Below are 17,397 nucleotides of genomic sequence, written 5' to 3' on the forward strand. Positions count from 1 at the left end.
AGAGAGGGAAGCTGAGCCCCTGCTCAGCCGCCCATCTTGGCCATCAGCGCGTCGGACACCTCGAAGTTCGCGTAGACGTTCTGCACGTCGTCATGCTCGTTCAACAGGTCCATCAGCTTGATCAGCTTTTCGCCGGTCTCGTCATCGACCGAGAGCGTATTCTGCGGCTTCCAGATCACCGCCGCCTTGCGGGCTTCGCCGAACTTGGCTTCCAGTCCCTTGGCAACCTCGCGGAACGTCTCCTGCGAGGCATAGACCTCATGGCCGCCCTCGCCCGACACCACGTCATCCGCGCCGGCGTCGATGGCAGCTTCGAGCATGTCGTCGGCAGAGGCCTTGTCGGCGTCATATTCGATCACGCCGACATGGTCGAACATGAAGGAAACTGAGCCGGTTTCGCCCAAATTGCCGCCAGATTTGGTGAAGTAAGAACGGATGTCGGAGGCGGCGCGATTGCGGTTGTCGGTCAGCGCCTCGACGATGACGGCGACGCCGCCGGGGCCGTAGCCCTCGTAGCGGATTTCATCGTAGTTCTCGCCATCGCTGCCGATCGCCTTCTTGATGGCACGCTCGATGTTGTCGCGCGGCATGTTCTCCTGCCGGGCGGCGATCACGGCGGAGCGCAGCCGGGCATTCATCGACGGGTCTGGCGTCCCCATCTTGGCAGCGACGGTGATTTCGCGCGCCAGCTTGCTGAACAGCTTGGACTTCTGGGCATCCTGCCGGCCCTTGCGGTGCATGATGTTCTTGAATTGGGAATGTCCGGCCATGCGGTCTCTCTTGAAGCGTCAGGGTATTTAGGGCTGCGGCGCGGGGTTATAGGCCGCGAAATCGGCAAAATCAAAAATTTGCAGCCGAATCCGGCAGATCTTCGCAATACCGCGACCGACCTTAACCATCACTTCACGCCGAGGTGCAAGGTTACCCGCATAGATTGTATTCATTGGGGTCACCGATGGCGTTTGGACTGTTCCGCAAGCGGCGACCGGAAGCGGCTGAAGTGGTGATGATTGCTGAAAACACAGCACCTTCTGTGGCACCGCAGCATCCTGAACCAGATACCGCTCGGGACATCCTTGAGTTGCTGGAACTCGAGCTGGGCGCGCTTATCCGCCAGCTCGAGCGTGCCGCGACATCCGTCGCCGGCGGCGCCGAATCGACCGCCACCACCCTCTCCGCCATCCGCGCCCGCACCGACGTGCTGGCCGACCGCAGCAGCGCCGCGCAATCCACCGCCACAACCTTTGCGCAGGCCGCCGACAAATTCACCCATTCGGCCGAGGGCATCGGCACCCAAGTACGCGATGCCAGCCGGCTCGCGGACGAGGCCGGCGCCGCCGCCCATGAAGCCAGCGCCAATGTGGACCGGCTGCGCGACTCCTCGGCCGCGATCAGCAATGTGCTGGAGCTGATCGCGCAGATCGCCCGCCAGACAACGATGCTGGCACTGAACGCGACCATCGAGGCGGCACGCGCAGGCGCTGCAGGCCGCGGCTTCTCGGTCGTCGCCACCGAGGTCAAGGCGCTGGCGGTGCAAACGCAGAACGCCACCGAAGAGATCAGGAAGAAGATCGACACCCTGCAGCGCGACGCTGCGAGTTCGGTCGACGCCGTGCATCGCATCTCCACCGCCATCGACGCGATCCGCCCGGTCTTTGCCAATGTCAACGGCGCGGTCGCCGAGCAGAACGCGACGACCAGCGAGATGTCGCACAACGCCACCACCGCCTCGCAGTTCATCGTCTCGGTCGGCAACAGTGCCGCGGAAATCGATAGCGCTGCAAAGGAAGCCGCTGCCCATGGCGAGCATGTCGCGCAGGCCGGCCAGGCCGTGACGATGTTTGCCTCGCGGCTGAAGTCGCGTTGCGCGGTGCTGCTCAAACAAAGCGAGCGCGAAGACGAGCGCCGACGCGAAAAGCTGCCATGTCACCTCAATGTCGATCTTCAGGCACGCGGCGGCCACATCAGCGCGCCGGTCTATGAAATCTCGATGGACGGCATTCTCATCGGCGGACCGGACGCGAACCGGCTTCCGTTGCACGACATCGTTGCTGCCGAACTCAGCGAGGTCGGCCCCTGCCGCCTGCGCATTGCCGAACATTCCCCCGCCGGCGCACAGGCACTGTTCGTCGCGCCCGACGGGGCTCTCATCAGCCGGATCGAAGACCGACTATGGGCGATCCATGACGAGAACACCGAATTCGTCACCCGCGCCATCGACGCCGGCGCCGTGCTCAACAAGATCTTTGCCGACGGTATTGCATCCGGCGCTATCAGCATCGACGACATGTTCGACGACAACTACGTCGAAATCCCTGGCTCCAGTCCGGTGCAGTACCGGACAAAGATTCTCGGCTGGGCCGACCGCGCACTACCCGAATTCCAGGATGCATTTCTCGCCAAGGACAGCCGCATGGCGTTCTGCGCCATGATCGACCGCAACGGCTATCTACCGGTACATAACAGCATCTATTCCAAGCCGCAGCGCCCGGGTGATGTCGCCTGGAACACGGCCAACTGCCGCAATCGCCGCATCTTCAACGATCCGGCTGGATTGGCCGCCGGTCGCAATACACGTTCCTACCTGATCCAGAGTTATGCCCGCGACATGGGCAACGGCCAGACCGTGATGATGCGCGAGATCGACGTGCCTGTGCGCATACAGGGACGCCATTGGGGCGGCTTCCGCACGGCGTACAAATTATGATTTGGGTTTGCACACGGCGCTGCCACCTGAGACCTGGCGCAGCGCCGCCTATTCCGTCTGCGAGTGGGCTAGCAGCCGAAACTGCCAAGGCGTCCTAGCCGCCGCTCGTTCGGCCTTCCGCATTGTCATCTCCGCCGTATGAACCGCCGCCATATCCATATGGCGCGCTGTATCCATATGAACCGGGGCCGGCACCAAATCCGCGATAGACCGTTACGGGGGCGCTTCCCTCATACCGCGCGTGAGAGGACATGATCCGTCGATGCTTGCTGGCAGCGCTATGCCCGTCTTTGGCCTGCGCGGTCCAGCTCGCAGTGCCGGCGATCAGTAAAACGGCGCCCAACAGAATGAATTTATTCATCACATTTTTCCTTGGTCAACGAGCCCCGCGACCTCAGATGCGCACGCTTGGCTCTCAAGGTAGCGCCAATCACGCGTAGTTGAATTTCGGCTTGCGGTACCCCGTCCTGCATGGACAGCGGCGGCGAGACCCATTGGGGCCATTTGCCCATTCGCCCCGGGCCTGGGAGGCAGTGTCACACCGCTGACATTTGCATCGGTCCATAACCGTGAACCCATTCGATACAAGCGGAGCTGCCATGACCGAACATTCCCTCGATGACGCGCAAGCAATCCACGACCGCATTCGTGCAGAGATGCTGGACGGCTTCGACGAAGAACTCGAGCTCGAGATCGATGACGATCGTCTCGACGCCCTGACCAACGAAATGTCCGACCACAGCCCGGCGGAGACCATCGAGCGACGCCTCTATTTCAAGGAACTGTTCCGCCTGCAGGGCGAATTGGTGAAGTTGCAGAGCTGGGTGCAGCAGAACAAGCTCAAGGTCGTGGTGATCTTCGAGGGTCGCGATTCCGCTGGCAAGGGCGGCGTCATCAAGCGGATCACCCAGCGGCTCAATCCACGCGTCTGCCGCGTTGCCGCACTCCCCGCGCCGAATGAGCGCGAACGCACCCAATGGTACTTCCAGCGTTACGTCTCGCACCTCCCCGCCGGCGGCGAGATCGTGTTGTTCGATCGTAGCTGGTACAACCGCGCCGGCGTCGAGCGCGTGATGGGTTTCTGCACCGAAGATGACGTGGAGGAGTTCTTCCGCTCGGTGCCGGAATTCGAACGCATGCTGGTGCGCTCGGGCATCATCCTGGTCAAATACTGGTTCTCGATCACCGATGAAGCGCAGCACCTGCGCTTCTCGATGCGCATCGCCGATCCGCTCAAGCAGTGGAAGCTCAGCCCGATGGATGTCGAGGCGCGCACCCGCTGGGAGCAATACACCAAGGCAAAGGAAGCGATGCTCGAGCATACGCATATTCCGGAAGCCCCGTGGCATGTGGTGCAGGCCGTCGACAAGAAGAAGGCGCGCCTGAACTGCATCGCGCATCTGCTCGAACAGCTTCCCTATCAGGAGGTCGAGCATCCGCCTGTGGTCCTGCCTGCACGCGTGCGCAATCCCGACTATCACCGCACGCCGGTGCCAGCCGAAATGTATGTGCCGGAGCGGTACTAGCCCCACAGCCGGCAGATCGCGTGACGTTTTTCGGGCAGGCCGAGCCTAACGCAACCGCAATATTCTTTTGAATAAAAGTCATCCGACGCCCACGAACAGGGCGTCGGATGACGTCGCGCAGATTTTACCGCGATTTATCCGACAGACACGCTCGCGCGACATACAAACCATACAAACCAATGTATAGTCCTGCTGCATCTTATTGCTGCTTTTGAAATGATGACCGTACGCCTATAGTACCGTCGTTGGTCGATGACGAACCATTCGCCATTGCATCATCGAGTCGAGCAAACGGGGGTCTCACTGTGGCAAATCTCAACATCAACGGCGAGCAGAAGTCCTTCGACGCACCAAACGACATGCCTCTGCTCTGGGTGCTGCGCGACATTCTCGGCATGACCGGCACGAAATTCGGCTGCGGCGTAGCGCTATGCGGAGCATGCACCGTGCATGTCGACGGCAAGGCCGTGCGCTCCTGTCTGCTGCCGGTCAGTGCGGTGAGCGGACGCGCCATCACCACAATCGAAGGCGTCGGCACCACACCGGTCGGCGCCAAGGTGCAGAAAGCCTGGCTCGACCTCGAAGTCATTCAATGCGGTTACTGCCAGTCCGGGCAGATCATGTCAGCGGCGGCGCTCCTCGCTTCTACGCCAACCCCTGACGATTCTGACATCGATGCCGCCATGGCCGGAAATATCTGTCGCTGCGGCACCTATGTCCGGGTGCGTGAAGCCATCAAGCATGCTGCCTCCGAACGGCAAACCTAGGAGTCGGCCATGAAACTTGCAGACAACATGCTTGTTGCGGCCAGTCCTGCAAACAAGCCTTCTGGCCTGTCACGGCGCAATCTGCTCGCTGGCGCCTTTGCCGGCGGCTTTATGTTCGCCTTCCAGCTTCCGGTCCGCGCGGCCAATGAGCCGACGCAACCTCCCGATACGACGGAGGGCAAATTCGCCCCCAACGCCTTCATCCGCATCGACACTACCGGCAAGACGACACTGGTGATGCCGCAAGTCGAGATGGGGCAAGGCATCTATACCGCCATCGCCATGATCCTCGCCGAAGAGCTCGACGCCGACTATGCGCAGATCACGCTGCAACATGCGCAGCCCAGCGACAAGCTCTACGGCAATCCGATTTTCATCATCCAGGCGACCGGCGGATCGACTTCGGTGCGCGCATTCTGGAAACCGCTGCGCAATGCCGGTGCAACCGCGCGTGCGATGCTGGTGCAAGCCGCAGCCGAACAGTGGCAGGTCGAACCTGCGAGCTGCACGGCGTCGAATGGGCAAGTGATGCATACGGCCAGCGGGCGCAAACTGTCCTATGGCGAGTTGTGCGACGCCGCCGGCAAGCTCACGCCGCCGAAAGAGGTCGCGCTCAAGGACCCGAAAGACTTCTCGGTGATCGGCAAGCCGCTGAAGCGCTTCGACACGCCGGACAAGGTCAACGGCAAGACGATCTACGGCATCGACGCGATGGTGCCGGGCATGACATTCGCGACGCTTGCGCAATGCCCGGTGTTCGGCGGCAAAGTTGCCAAGGTCGATGACCGTGCGGCGAAGAAAATTCCGGGCGTGCGGCAGATCGTGGTGCTCGACGACCTCGTGGCCGTGGTCGGCGATCACATGTGGGCCGCCAAGTCCGGGCTCGAAGCGCTCGATATCACCTGGGACGAAGGGCCCAACGCCAAGATCAGTTCGAAGGACATCTGGGCGCATTTGCGCACGGCCAGCGAGACGGACGGCGTAATCGCCAAATCCGTCGGCGACATCGCCAAGGGTCTCGCCACCGGCGAACGGATCGACGCGTCCTACGAGATGCCGTTCCTTGCGCATGCGACGATGGAGCCCTTGAATTGCACGGTGCACTTCAAGGGAGATTCCTGCGAGGTCTGGACGGGCACGCAGATCATGTCGCGGGTGCAGTCCGAGGCTGCCAAGGCCGCTGGTTTGCCGGTCGACAAGGTGATGGTCAACCAACACATGATCGGCGGTGGCTTTGGCCGCAGGCTTGAGCCTGACATGGTGGTAACGGCAGTCCGCATCGCCAAGCAGGTCAATGGACCGGTCAAGGTAGTGTGGACCCGCGAAGAGGACATCCAGCACGACATTTATCGCCCCGTCTATCGCGACAACATTTCGGCGACGCTGTCCAACGGCAAAGTGGTCGGCTTCAAGTACAAGATCGCAGGCTCGGCCGTGATCGCGCGTTGGCTGCCGCCTGCGTTTCAGAAGGGCATCGACATCGACGCCATCGATAGTGCTGCGGACCAGCCGTACGACTTCCCGCATTTCCAGTGTGAATATGTCCGTGTCGAACCGCCGGCGGTGCCGACCGGCTTCTGGCGCGGCGTCGGCCCGAACAACAACGTGTTCGCGATCGAGAGCTTCATGGATGAGCTCGCTCGCAAGGCCGGCAAGGATCCCGTCGCGTTCCGGCGTGACTTGCTCGGCAAGGCGCCGCGGATGCTGGCGGCCCTCAATCTCGCGGCAGAGAAGGCCAACTGGGGTCAGCCGCTGCCGGCGCGCGTCGGACGCGGCGTGAGCATCCAGCCCACCTTCGATACCTCGATCGCGACCGTGGTCGAAGCGGAGATCGATTCGCAGGGAGAAATTCGTCTGCGTCAGGTCAACGTGGCGGTCGACACCGGCATCGCTGTCAATCCTGACACCATAGTGGCGCAGATCGAAGGCGGCATCGTGTTCGGCCTCACTGCCGCGCTCTATGGCGACATCACCGTCGAGAAGGGACGCGTGCAGCAGTCCAATTTCCACGACTATCGCATGCTTCGAATCGACCAGATGCCAAAAATCAATGTCCACCTCATCAAGAGCGGCGAAGCGCCCGGCGGCATAGGCGAGTGCGGCGTGATCGGTGGCCCGCCGGCACTGCGCAATGCGATCTATGCCGCGACTGGCGTTGCGTTGCGCAGGATGCCGATCGACCGTGATGCGATCGCCGAGAGGAAGAAGTCATGACGCCCGCCGCACGTCGCATTCTCGGCAGCGTCATTGTGATCGGTGTCGTGGCTGCAGCCGGCGCTGCGCTCTATGTGCGCGGCCCCGGACCGATGGCCTTCTCGGGTGGGCCGAAGGTAGCGCTGGCCGACTACAAGGGCGCCAATCCGACCGGCGTTCCCGCCAACATGACCAGCGCCAGCCCGATCGAGCGCGGTGAATATCTCGCGCGTGCGGCGGATTGCATGGTCTGCCACACTGCGCCCGGCGGCAAGGAATATGCCGGCGGCTTCGCATTCAAACTGCCGTTTGGCACGCTGTATTCGACTAACATCACACCGGACAAAGAGACAGGCATCGGCAACTACACCGACCAGCAGTTTCTCGACGCCGTTCGAAGCGGCAAGCGCCACGACGGCGCCCGGCTCTATCCGGCAATGCCCTATACGTCCTACACCTATATGACCGATGCGGACACGCTCGCGGTCAAGGCCTATCTGTTCAGCCTCGCGCCGGTGCGCGCAGCGCCGCCTGAGAATACGCTGGCCTTTCCGTTCAATCAGCGCTGGGCAATGACATTCTGGTCGGCGCTTTTCAATCCCGATACGCGCTTCGAACCCGATACGTCGCAAAGCCCGGAATGGAACAGGGGCGCCTATCTCGTCGAGGCGCTGGCGCATTGCGGCGAATGCCACACGCCGCGCAATCTCGGCTTCGCGCTCGACAACCGTAAGAAATTCGCTGGCGCCCTGACCGCCGGATGGCGGGCCTTCAATATCACCTCGGACAAGACGACAGGCCTTGGCAGCTGGAGCGACGACGATGTCGTTTCCTATCTGTCGATCGGGCATGCCAAGGGTCACGGCACCGCGTCGGGGCCGATGGGCGAAGCGGTGGACCACAGTTTCAGCAAGATGGCGCCGACGGATATCAAGGCGATGGTCGCATTCCTGCGCACGGTGCCGGCGGTGCCCTCACCTGATCTGCCCGCGAAACTCGCGCCACCCGCACCGCCCTCGCATAGGGACGGCATGACGGCGAACGCGCTTGGCAAGACGGTCTTCCAGGGCGCCTGCGTGAGCTGCCATGGCTGGACAGGCGAGAGCGCACTCTCGCCCATGGCCACGCTGACTGGCGCGTGGGCCGTTAACGATCCCGGCGCGACGAACGTGGCGCAGATCGTGATCTCCGGCACCAAGCGGCATACGCCGCAAGGCGCGCTGTCGATGCCAGCCTTTGGCAAGAGCCATTCAGATACGGAGATCGCGGCTGTCGCGAATTACGTGACCGCGCGCTTCGGCAGCAGGGGATCGCAGATCACGGCAAGCGATGTCGCGAATCTACGCAAGCAGACGGAGCAGTAGGCCGAACTAGGTCAGCCAGAACTCGGGCACGGCCTGCGACAAGCGGCCACCGAGCCGCACCGGCGCGATGCGTGATGCGAGGCCGGTCTTGTCATCGGTTTCGACCGCAACGCCCGACAAAGTCGCCGGGCCGAAGGCCGGCTCGAAACGGCCGGAGGGAATGCCGGTCGTGAAGCGCCTGACAGGCTCTTCCTTCTGCATGCCAATCACGGAATCATAGTCGCCGGTCATGCCGGCATCGGTCATGTAAGCTGTGCCGCCGGACAGGATTTGATGATCGGCGGTCGGCACATGCGTATGCGTGCCGACGACGAGGCTCACGCGGCCATCGCAGAAGTAACCCATGCCCTGCTTTTCGCTCGAGGCTTCGCCATGGAAATCCACCACGATGGCGTCCGCGGCTTCCACCAGCGGACAGGCATCTATCTCCTTGCCGACAGCGCTGAACGGATCGTTGAGTGGCTCCATGAAGACGCGGCCCATGGCGTTGATCACCAGCGCACGTGCACCGTTCTTGGCGTCGATCAGCGCGGCACCACGGCCCGGTGTGTGGCGTGGGAAGTTCAACGGACGGATCAGACGCGGCGCGCGTTCGATGAAGACCAGCGCCTCTTTCTGATTCCAGGCGTGATTGCCGAGCGTCACCGCATCGGCGCCAGCGTCGATAAGATCATTATAGATCGTCTCGGTGATACCGAAGCCGCCGGCGGCGTTCTCGCCATTGATGATGACAAGATCGAGTTTCCAGTCGCGGATCAGGCCCGGCAGTTTTTCGAGGATCACCACGCGGCCGGTTTTGCCGACCACGTCGCCGATGAAGAGAATACGCAAGTCAGATGCTCCGAAAATCGATCGTCCGGGTTTCGGTTAGCACATAATCCAGCGCCACGTCGTGTGGTTGCATGGGAATGGCCTCGATTTCCTGGGTGTCGAAGGCCACGCCCACGGCGATAAATGGCTTGATGGCGTGCAGTTGCGCGAAGGTGCGATCGTAATGCCCCGCGCCATAGCCAATGCGGTGGCCGGCGCGGTCGAATGCCGCGAGTGGTACCAGCAGGATATCGGGAATCAGTGGTGGCGCTTCCGGTGCTGGTTCCGGAATGCCCAGTGAACCGCGCACCAGCGCATCACTCGGGCTCCAGATCCGGAACATCAGGGGCTCATCACGGGCGATGATCACCGGCAGCGCCAGTCGCGCACCCTGGGCGGCGAGATGCTGCATCAGAGGGATCGGATCGATCTCGCTGCGGATGGGAGAATAGCCGGCGACGATGCTACCGGCCCTGACAGGGAAAGGCAGCCCACGCGCTGCGATGGCTTGCGCGGCTGCCGACCGTTCGGCCTCGCTCAGCGCCGTGCGGCGTGCCAGCGCGGCGATGCGGAGCTCAATCTTTGTCGGAGGGGGCGGCTTGTCGGACATGCCGTACGATATGCTGTCCGCAAAGCCTGCGGAAGCGCAGGACCGGTCTTCGCGATCATCTTTGGCGAGCGAGGCCAAGATTGCACGGCAAACGCCACGCAAAGGGCCGCCCCCATCAAGAAAGTGAAAGTGCGAAGCCACGATGGCCGTTGAAGCACTCGATCCCGGAGCACCTACGAAAGTAGGTGGGCACCATGTGACCAGGTCCACGGACCTGGTCAGGGACAGTTCCCTGAAGGATCGATAAGGCCCCGGGGATATATGGCTCCTGACGCGCGACGCAGCCTCGCCCGAGCAATGTAGGGGTTATGAGACGGATGCGCCAGTGCCCGCTTGGCATCAAAGCCTGCGTTATCCAATAGCAACACCGCCGCCGATGGTGCGGTTGAGCACCTGCGTGGTCTTCTCGATCCGCTCTGCCGCAGCATTCAGGGCCGCGGCAACCGCCGTCTGCGTCGCCCGTGCGCGATCCGCGGCGACAACGCGCACATCGCGCAATGCGGCGAGTTCTTCCTGCAGGGCACGGATCTGCTGATTGGCATCGACCAGTTCGTCGGCAATGGTCAGCGCCGCCATCACCGTCAACCGCGCATCGCCGATCTCACCGAATTTGCCGCGCAGGTTTTCGACGCGGGATTCAAGACTTTCCGCCAGCCGCAGCAGGCGGGTTTCTTGCCCCTCCTCGCAGGCCATGCGGTATTGCCGGCCATTGATTGTAACGTTGACGTGGCTCATCTCGCTTTACTCATGCGCGTTGTCAGTCGCCAGCACCGCGCGGATGGTACCGATGGCGGTGTCGAGCTTGTCGGCGATCTCGCGGTTAGCACGCTCGAGCCGGCGCGATTTCACCAGCGTGCCATCAAGCTCATCCGCCAGCCGGGACCGGTCGGCGCCAAGCGCCTGAATGCGGGTGGCCAGCTCATCCTCGTCGCGATCCGCCTCACGGCGGCGCTCGACCGCACTTTCTAGAGCATCCAGCGCTGCCATCAACCGCCGCGTGGCAGCGTCGATCTCGGCCGCACCGCCATTGGCGGGATCGGAGGCTGTGAGATGGGCGGGGCGTTCGATCATACTGGGTTACGCGGGACCTTGGGTGTGATGCGACCGGAGCTCAAAAACCACGGCTCCGCAAGCCTTTAGGCCCTGAAACTTAGGTTGCAAGCGAGCCGGACGCAACAAAGCTTAAAAGCTATGCACCGCAAAGCCGACAAAAACCGCCGGTAGATATCCACAGACCAGAACTGTCCGGGAGACCTTGGACTCCCAGGAACCCAGATGCTATCCACCAGTTTCTCCTAAGCGATCCCAACATCTCGCTGCAGACCGCCCCTCTTGCGGACGCAGAATATTCCATTCCCTTCAATTTAGACGGAAACCGACATGGCGCAGGTTGATCACTCGAAAATGGCCAACGCGATTCGTGCCCTCGCCATGGACGGCGTGGAAAAGGCCAAATCCGGTCACCCTGGGCTGCCGATGGGCGCCGCCGACGTCGCCACCGTGCTGTTCACACAGTTCCTTAAATTTGACGCGGCCGATCCGAAGTGGCCGGATCGCGATCGCTTCATCCTCTCGGCCGGCCACGGCTCGATGCTGCTCTATGCCCTGCTCTATCTGACGGGCAACAAGGAGATGACGCTCGACCAGCTGAAGAACTTCCGTCAGCTGCATTCGAAGACCCCCGGCCATCCCGAGAATTTCCATACCTCGGGCGTCGAGACCACGACCGGCCCGCTCGGTCAGGGCATCGCCACCTCCGTTGGCTTCGCGCTCGCCGAGCGCATGCTGGCCGCCGAATACGGCGATATCGTCGATCACTACACTTACGTGCTGTGCTCCGATGGTGACCTGATGGAAGGTGTCAGCCACGAAGCTCTGGCCATGGCCGGTCATCTCAAGCTGTCGAAGCTGATCTTCCTTTATGACGACAACGGCATTTCCATCGACGGTCCGCTGTCGCTTGCCGACAGCGTCGATCAGGTCGCACGCTTCAAGGCCCATGGCTGGAATGCCGTGCATGTCGATGGCCACGACCAGGTCGCCATCGCCGCTGCGATCAAGCAAGCGCAGGCGTCCGACCGCCCATCGATGATCGCCTGCAAGACTAAGATTGGCTTTGGCGCACCAACCCGCGCCGGTACCTCGAAGGCCCACGGCGAACCGCTCGGCGCGGAAGAACTCGCAGGCGCCAAGAAAGCACTGGACTGGAATTACGGCCCGTTCGAGGTGCCCGATGATATCCTGCAGGCTTGGCGCAACGTCGGCAAGCAGGGCGCATCGGCGCACGCGGACTGGCAGAAGCGTTTTGATGCCCTTCCGGACGACAAGCGCAGCGAATTCACCCGCCGCAACGATCACGTTCGACCGACAGCCATGGCGGACGCGATCCTCACGCTGAAGAAGAAGCTGATTGCCGAGCCGCAGACCGTCGCGACCCGCAAGGCGAGCGAACTCGCGCTCGAAGCGCTGGTGCAGGTCGTGCCGGAAATGGTCATCGGTTCGGCCGATCTCACGCCATCGAACAACACACGCACCAAGGGCGCCATCGAAGTGAAGCCCGGCGAATTCAAGGGTCGCTACATTCACTACGGCATTCGCGAAATGGGCATGGCCGCAGCCATGAACGGCATCGCGCTGCATGGCGGCTTCATCCCGGCCGGCGCGACCTTCATGTGCTTCACCGACTATGCGCGACCGGCGATGCGCATCTCGGCGCTGGCGCAGATCCCGGTCATCTACATCATGACCCATGACTCGATCGGTCTCGGCGAAGACGGCCCGACCCACCAGCCGGTGGAGCATCTGGCCGCGATGCGCGCGATGCCGAACATGCGCGTGTTCCGCCCCGCGGACACGGTCGAGACTGCCGAATGCTGGCAGCTCGCCATGGAGAAGACCAACGGCCCAACCATGCTGGCCCTGTCGCGCCAGAACCTGACGCCGGTGCGCACCACGCATCACGACGACAATCTCTGCGCCGCTGGCGGCTATGAGTTGATCGCGGCCAAGGGCAAAGCCGCCGTGTCGATCTTCGCCTCGGGTTCGGAAGTCGAGATCGCCGTCGCAGCGCAGAAGCAACTGGCCGACAAGGGCATCGCGACCCGGGTCGTATCGGTCCCCTCGCTCGAACTGCTGCTGGAGCAGCCTGAAGAGCGCCAGAAGGCCATCATCGGCGACGCGCCGATCAAGATCGCCGTCGAAGCCGCGGTCCGGTTCGGCTGGGATGCCGTGATCGGACACGATGGCACCTTCATCGGCATGAAGGGCTTCGGCTCGAGCGCGCCGGCCAAGGAGCTTTACAAGCTGTTCGGCATCACGGCCGAGGCCGTGGTCGAGGCTGCAACCAGCAAGCACAACGCGGCTTAACTCTATCGGAACGCTGGTAAATTTGACACATTGCACCAGCGTTCCATTCAGGGCATGAAACGCCCGTCACACGTCACTATATGAAGGCCCTCACGCGAGGTTTGAGCCTAATAAAAGGGAGAAGTTGAATGGCAGTCCGGGTTTCGATCAACGGTTTTGGCCGCATCGGCCGCAACGTCCTGCGGGCGATCTACGAGTCCAAGCGCACCGACATCGAAGTCGTCGCCATCAACGATCTGGGTCCGGTTGAAACCAACGCCCACCTGTTGCGCTTCGACAGCGTGCATGGCCGCTTCCCCGGCGACGTCACCGTCGACGGCGACAGCATCCAGCTTGGCAACGGCAACAAGATCAAAGTCACTGCGGTGCGCGATCCGAACACGCTGCCGTGGAAGGATCTCGGCATCGATATCGCGCTCGAATGCACCGGCATCTTCAGCGCCAAGGCGAAGGCGACGTCGCATCTGACCGCAGGCGCCAAGCGCGTGCTGGTTTCGGCTCCGTCCGATGGTGCTGATGCCACGATCGTCTACGGCGTCAACCACAAGACCCTGACCAAGGAGCATCTGGTCGTTTCCAACGGTTCGTGCACCACCAACTGCCTGGCGCCTGTCGCCAAGGTGCTGAACGAGACCGTCGGTATCGAAACCGGCTTCATGACTACGATCCACGCTTACACCGGCGACCAGCCGACGCTGGACACGCTGCATAGCGATCTCTATCGCGGCCGCGCCGCTGCGATGTCGATGATTCCGACCTCGACCGGCGCCGCGAAGGCCATCGGCCTTGTGATGCCCGAACTGGCCGGCAAGCTCGATGGCGTTTCGATCCGCGTGCCGACCCCGAACGTCTCGGTGGTCGATCTCAAGATCATCGCCAAGAGGAGCACCACCAAGGAAGAGATCAACGAAGCGATCAAGAAGGCTGCGGCCGGCGAGCTGAAGGGCGTGCTCGGCACCACTTCGCATCCGAACGTGTCGATCGACTTCAATCACGATCCGCATTCGTCGACCTTCGCCTTCGACCAGACCAAGGTGCAGAACGGCACGCTGGTGCGCGTGCTCTCCTGGTACGACAACGAGTGGGGCTTCTCCAACCGCATGGCCGATACCGCCGTCGCGATGGGCAAGCTGCTCTAAGGCAAGAGCGTTATCCCGGGCGCAGCATAAGACGCCGCGTCCGGGAGCCAACGAATGTAGCGGTCCCCGCTTCGCGGCGCGCCGCTGTGCGCTGACCTGCGTTTGGGACACAACATCATGACCAATTCTTTCCGCACCCTCGACGACGTCGATGTGAAGGGCAAACGCGTTCTCGTGCGCGTCGATCTCAACGTGCCCATGGATGGTGGCAAGGTTACCGACGCAACGCGTCTCGAACGTATCGCGCCGACCATCACCGAAATGTCCGACAAGGGCGGCAAAGTAATCCTGCTCGCGCATTTCGGCCGCCCCAAGGGCCGCGACGACAAGAACTCGCTGAAGCCCGTGGCTGCGGCACTTGCCGATGTGATCAAGAAGCCGGTCGCCTTTGCCGACGACTGCGTTGGCGACGTCGCAGCCAAGGCCGTTGGCGCCATGAAGGACGGCGACATTCTCTGCCTTGAGAACACGCGCTTCCATTCCGCTGAGGAGAAGAACGATCCGGCTTTCGTCGCCGAACTCGCCAAGCTTGGCGATATCTGGGTCAACGATGCATTCTCGGCTGCACATCGCGCCCACGCCTCCACCGAAGGCCTCGGCCACAAGTTACCCGCCTATGCCGGCCGCACCATGCAGGCCGAGTTGGACGCCCTCGGCAAGGCGCTGGACGCGCCGACCAAGCCGGTGATCGCCATCGTCGGCGGCGCCAAGGTGTCCTCGAAGATCGACCTCCTCGAAAACCTCGTCACCAAGGTCGATGCGCTCGTGATCGGCGGCGGCATGGCCAACACCTTCCTGCATGCGCAGGGTGTCAAGGTCGGCAAGTCGCTGTGCGAGAAAGATCTCGCCGCCACCGCGCTGCGGATCATCGACAAGGCCGAAGCCTCCGGCTGCGCCATCATCCTGCCGGTGGACGCCATCGTCGCATTCCACTTCGCCGCCAACACACCGTCTCACGCCTACGGCCTCGATGCGATCCCAGATGAGGGCATGATCCTCGATGTCGGTCCGCAGTCGATCGAACGCATCAACGCAGCGATCGACGATGCCGCCACGCTGGTCTGGAATGGCCCGGTCGGCGCGTTTGAAATGACGCCGTTCGATCGCGGCACAGTCTCTGGGGCCAAACACGCAGCGGCGCGCACCAAGGCGAAGAAGCTGATTTCAGTAGCCGGCGGCGGCGACACGGTGGCCGCGCTCAATCACGCCGGCGTCGCCGATGACTTCTCCTACATCTCGACCGCCGGCGGCGCTTTCCTCGAATGGATGGAAGGCAAGCCGCTGCCGGGTGTGGAAGTGTTGAAGAAGTAGCAGCGGTAAATTTTTGCCCGCAAGACTTGTGGGCGCCGCAATGTTTATGGTATGTTCCTGCTATGGCAGACGAACCGATCAACATCACGACGGACATCCTCATCGCGATCCGCGATGATATTTCGTCGTTTCGTAGCTCGGTTGAACAGCGTCTTGATCGGCTGGAAGAAATAAGCCGTAAGCAGCGTCGGGACGCTGCCGGCATGCTCGTGATGATGCGTGCGACTGCTGGCGATTTCGACGAGCGCGTGACTGAAGTGGAAGAGCACGTCGCGGCACTCGAAGCTCGCGAACATTAGTTACCGGGAATTCCATTAGCTGGAACGCTGGGCCATCGTGGCGATTAACGTTGGCTGTATGCGCGACTGATGGCGTCTTGGATTCGCCGTCTCCTCGCGCTAAGAGCCATATATCCCTCGGCGCGGCGTTTGCGCCTGTCCCAATTTACAAGGAGCTTCCTGCATGGCCCGTATTACGTTGCGTCAACTGCTCGATCACGCGGCAGAACACGATTACGGAGTGCCGGCCTTCAATATCAACAATATGGAACAGGCGCTGGCGATCATGGAAGCCGCATCGGGTGTCGATGCACCGGTCATCATCCAGGCCTCGCGCGGCGCCCGCTCCTATGCCAACGACATCATGCTCAAGCACATGATGGACGCGGTCACCGAAATCTATCCGCACATTCCCGTCTGCGTGCATCTCGATCACGGCAACGAAGCTGCAACCTGCATGACCGCAATCCAGGCCGGATTCACCTCGGTGATGATGGACGGCTCGCTGAAAGCGGACGGTAAGACGGCGGCGGACTGGGACTACAATGTCGGCGTGACCAAGACTGTGACCGACATGGCGCATCTTGGCGGCATCTCGGTGGAAGGCGAGCTCGGCGTGCTCGGCTCGCTGGAGAGCGGCATGGGCGAAGCCGAAGACGGCCACGGCGCCGAGGGCCAGCTCAGCCATGACCAGTTGCTGACCAATCCCGACGAGGCCGTGAAGTTCGTGAAGGAGACGCAGGTCGACGCGCTGGCGATTGCCATGGGGACTTCGCACGGCGCCTACAAGTTCACCCGCAAGCCAGACGGCGACATTCTCGCCATGAACGTGATCGAGGAAATCCACCGCAAGCTGCCGAACACCCATCTGGTGATGCACGGCTCGTCCTCGGTCCCGCAGGACCTGCAGGACATCATCAACAAGTTCGGCGGCCAGATGAAGCCGACCTGGGGCGTCCCGGTGTCGGAAATCCAGCGCGGCATCAAGCACGGCGTCCGCAAGATCAACATCGACACCGACAACCGGATGGCCATGACCGGCCAGATCCGCAAGGTGCTGAGCGAGAACCCCAGCGAATTCGACCCGCGCAAATATCTGAAGCCGGCGATGGAAGCGATGGTCAAGCTCTGCAAGCAGCGCCTGCAGGAATTCAATACCGCCGGCCAGGCCAGCAAGATCAAAAAGGTGCTGACCACGGCCGAAATGGCCAAGCGCTATGCATCGGGCGAGATGAACGCGAAGATCGCCTGAGCCCAAACTGTCAATTGACTGCCATTCAGCCTGCCATACAGCCTATGGCAGGCTGAATTTTTGCCGGAATCGGA

16 protein-coding genes and 1 other RNA gene are annotated in these 17,397 nt (G+C 62.1%); 10 read left to right on the top strand and 7 right to left on the bottom strand.

The features are described 5' to 3' along the window. Positions 1 to 23 precede the first annotated feature (23 nt). A complete protein-coding gene (locus AB7828_RS13230; protein WP_439062831.1) occupies positions 24 to 770 on the bottom strand; it encodes a YebC/PmpR family DNA-binding transcriptional regulator in 747 nt (248 codons plus the stop codon). A 27-nt stretch (positions 771 to 797) separates the two neighbouring features. Then, positions 798 to 944, bottom strand: a complete 147-nt coding sequence (locus AB7828_RS13235) for a hypothetical protein (protein ID WP_158596842.1) — start codon at positions 942 to 944, stop codon at positions 798 to 800. A gap of 62 nt (positions 945 to 1,006) precedes the next feature. Here AB7828_RS13235 and AB7828_RS13240 point away from each other — a divergent pair, with 62 nt between their 5' ends. The 5 genes from AB7828_RS13240 (at position 1,007) to AB7828_RS13260 (ending at position 8,557) form a co-directional block, all read left to right on the top strand. Continuing rightward, positions 1,007 to 2,707, top strand: a complete 1,701-nt coding sequence (locus AB7828_RS13240; protein ID WP_441232240.1) for a methyl-accepting chemotaxis protein — start codon at positions 1,007 to 1,009, stop codon at positions 2,705 to 2,707. 599 nt (positions 2,708 to 3,306) lie between these two features. Continuing rightward, a complete protein-coding gene (ppk2, locus tag AB7828_RS13245) occupies positions 3,307 to 4,233 on the top strand; it encodes a polyphosphate kinase 2 (protein WP_092144861.1) in 927 nt (308 codons plus the stop codon). Between the two features lie 305 nt (positions 4,234 to 4,538). Then, a complete protein-coding gene (locus AB7828_RS13250; RefSeq protein WP_441230380.1) occupies positions 4,539 to 5,000 on the top strand; it encodes a (2Fe-2S)-binding protein in 462 nt (153 codons plus the stop codon). A gap of 9 nt (positions 5,001 to 5,009) precedes the next feature. Continuing rightward, positions 5,010 to 7,214 carry a molybdopterin cofactor-binding domain-containing protein gene (locus AB7828_RS13255; RefSeq protein WP_441230381.1) on the top strand — a complete coding sequence of 735 codons (2,205 nt, stop codon included), beginning with the start codon at positions 5,010 to 5,012 and terminating at the stop codon, positions 7,212 to 7,214. Beyond that, entirely contained in the window at positions 7,211 to 8,557 is a 1,347-nt protein-coding gene (locus tag AB7828_RS13260) for a c-type cytochrome (protein ID WP_441230382.1), read from the top strand. The genes AB7828_RS13255 and AB7828_RS13260 overlap by 4 nt, the downstream gene beginning before the upstream one ends. A 6-nt stretch (positions 8,558 to 8,563) precedes the next feature. Here the strand turns inward: AB7828_RS13260 and AB7828_RS13265 are convergent, their stop codons facing one another. From AB7828_RS13265 to AB7828_RS13285, 5 genes are all read right to left on the bottom strand, one after another. Then, entirely contained in the window at positions 8,564 to 9,388 is an 825-nt protein-coding gene (locus AB7828_RS13265; RefSeq protein WP_441230383.1) for a TIGR00282 family metallophosphoesterase, read from the bottom strand. Position 9,389: 1 nt separating this feature from the next. Then, the gene (locus tag AB7828_RS13270; RefSeq protein ID WP_441232241.1) at positions 9,390 to 9,977 is read right to left on the bottom strand and encodes a 5-formyltetrahydrofolate cyclo-ligase; all 588 of its coding nucleotides are present in this window, start codon (positions 9,975 to 9,977) and stop codon (positions 9,390 to 9,392) included. Positions 9,978 to 10,107: 130 nt separating this feature from the next. After that, a non-coding RNA gene (gene ssrS / locus AB7828_RS13275) (6S RNA) lies at positions 10,108 to 10,267 on the bottom strand. A 61-nt stretch (positions 10,268 to 10,328) separates the two neighbouring features. Continuing rightward, positions 10,329 to 10,712, bottom strand: a complete 384-nt coding sequence (locus tag AB7828_RS13280) for a cell division protein ZapA (RefSeq protein ID WP_068735170.1) — start codon at positions 10,710 to 10,712, stop codon at positions 10,329 to 10,331. A gap of 6 nt (positions 10,713 to 10,718) precedes the next feature. Continuing rightward, positions 10,719 to 11,048: a DUF4164 domain-containing protein gene (locus AB7828_RS13285; protein WP_439091924.1), complete on the bottom strand. Its 330-nt coding sequence runs from the start codon at positions 11,046 to 11,048 to the stop codon at positions 10,719 to 10,721. A gap of 309 nt (positions 11,049 to 11,357) precedes the next feature. Between AB7828_RS13285 and tkt the strand changes: the two genes are divergently transcribed. The 5 genes from tkt (at position 11,358) to fba (ending at position 17,323) form a co-directional block, all read left to right on the top strand. Continuing rightward, positions 11,358 to 13,343: a transketolase gene (tkt, locus tag AB7828_RS13290; protein WP_092144871.1), complete on the top strand. Its 1,986-nt coding sequence runs from the start codon at positions 11,358 to 11,360 to the stop codon at positions 13,341 to 13,343. A 128-nt stretch (positions 13,344 to 13,471) separates the two neighbouring features. Then, a complete protein-coding gene (gene gap, locus AB7828_RS13295) occupies positions 13,472 to 14,482 on the top strand; it encodes a type I glyceraldehyde-3-phosphate dehydrogenase (RefSeq protein ID WP_092144873.1) in 1,011 nt (336 codons plus the stop codon). 117 nt (positions 14,483 to 14,599) lie between these two features. Then, positions 14,600 to 15,793 (top strand): phosphoglycerate kinase, encoded by a 1,194-nt coding sequence (locus AB7828_RS13300; RefSeq protein WP_120291707.1) that lies wholly within the window; start codon positions 14,600 to 14,602, stop codon positions 15,791 to 15,793. A gap of 62 nt (positions 15,794 to 15,855) precedes the next feature. Further along, positions 15,856 to 16,092 carry a hypothetical protein gene (locus AB7828_RS13305; RefSeq protein WP_089265391.1) on the top strand — a complete coding sequence of 79 codons (237 nt, stop codon included), beginning with the start codon at positions 15,856 to 15,858 and terminating at the stop codon, positions 16,090 to 16,092. Between the two features lie 163 nt (positions 16,093 to 16,255). Continuing rightward, positions 16,256 to 17,323: a class II fructose-bisphosphate aldolase gene (gene fba, locus AB7828_RS13310; protein ID WP_441230384.1), complete on the top strand. Its 1,068-nt coding sequence runs from the start codon at positions 16,256 to 16,258 to the stop codon at positions 17,321 to 17,323. Positions 17,324 to 17,397: the final 74 nt, after the last annotated feature.

Source organism: Tardiphaga sp. 215_C5_N2_1 (genome assembly GCF_052076055.1).
GTDB classification, from domain to species: Bacteria; Pseudomonadota; Alphaproteobacteria; order Rhizobiales; family Xanthobacteraceae; genus Tardiphaga; species Tardiphaga robiniae.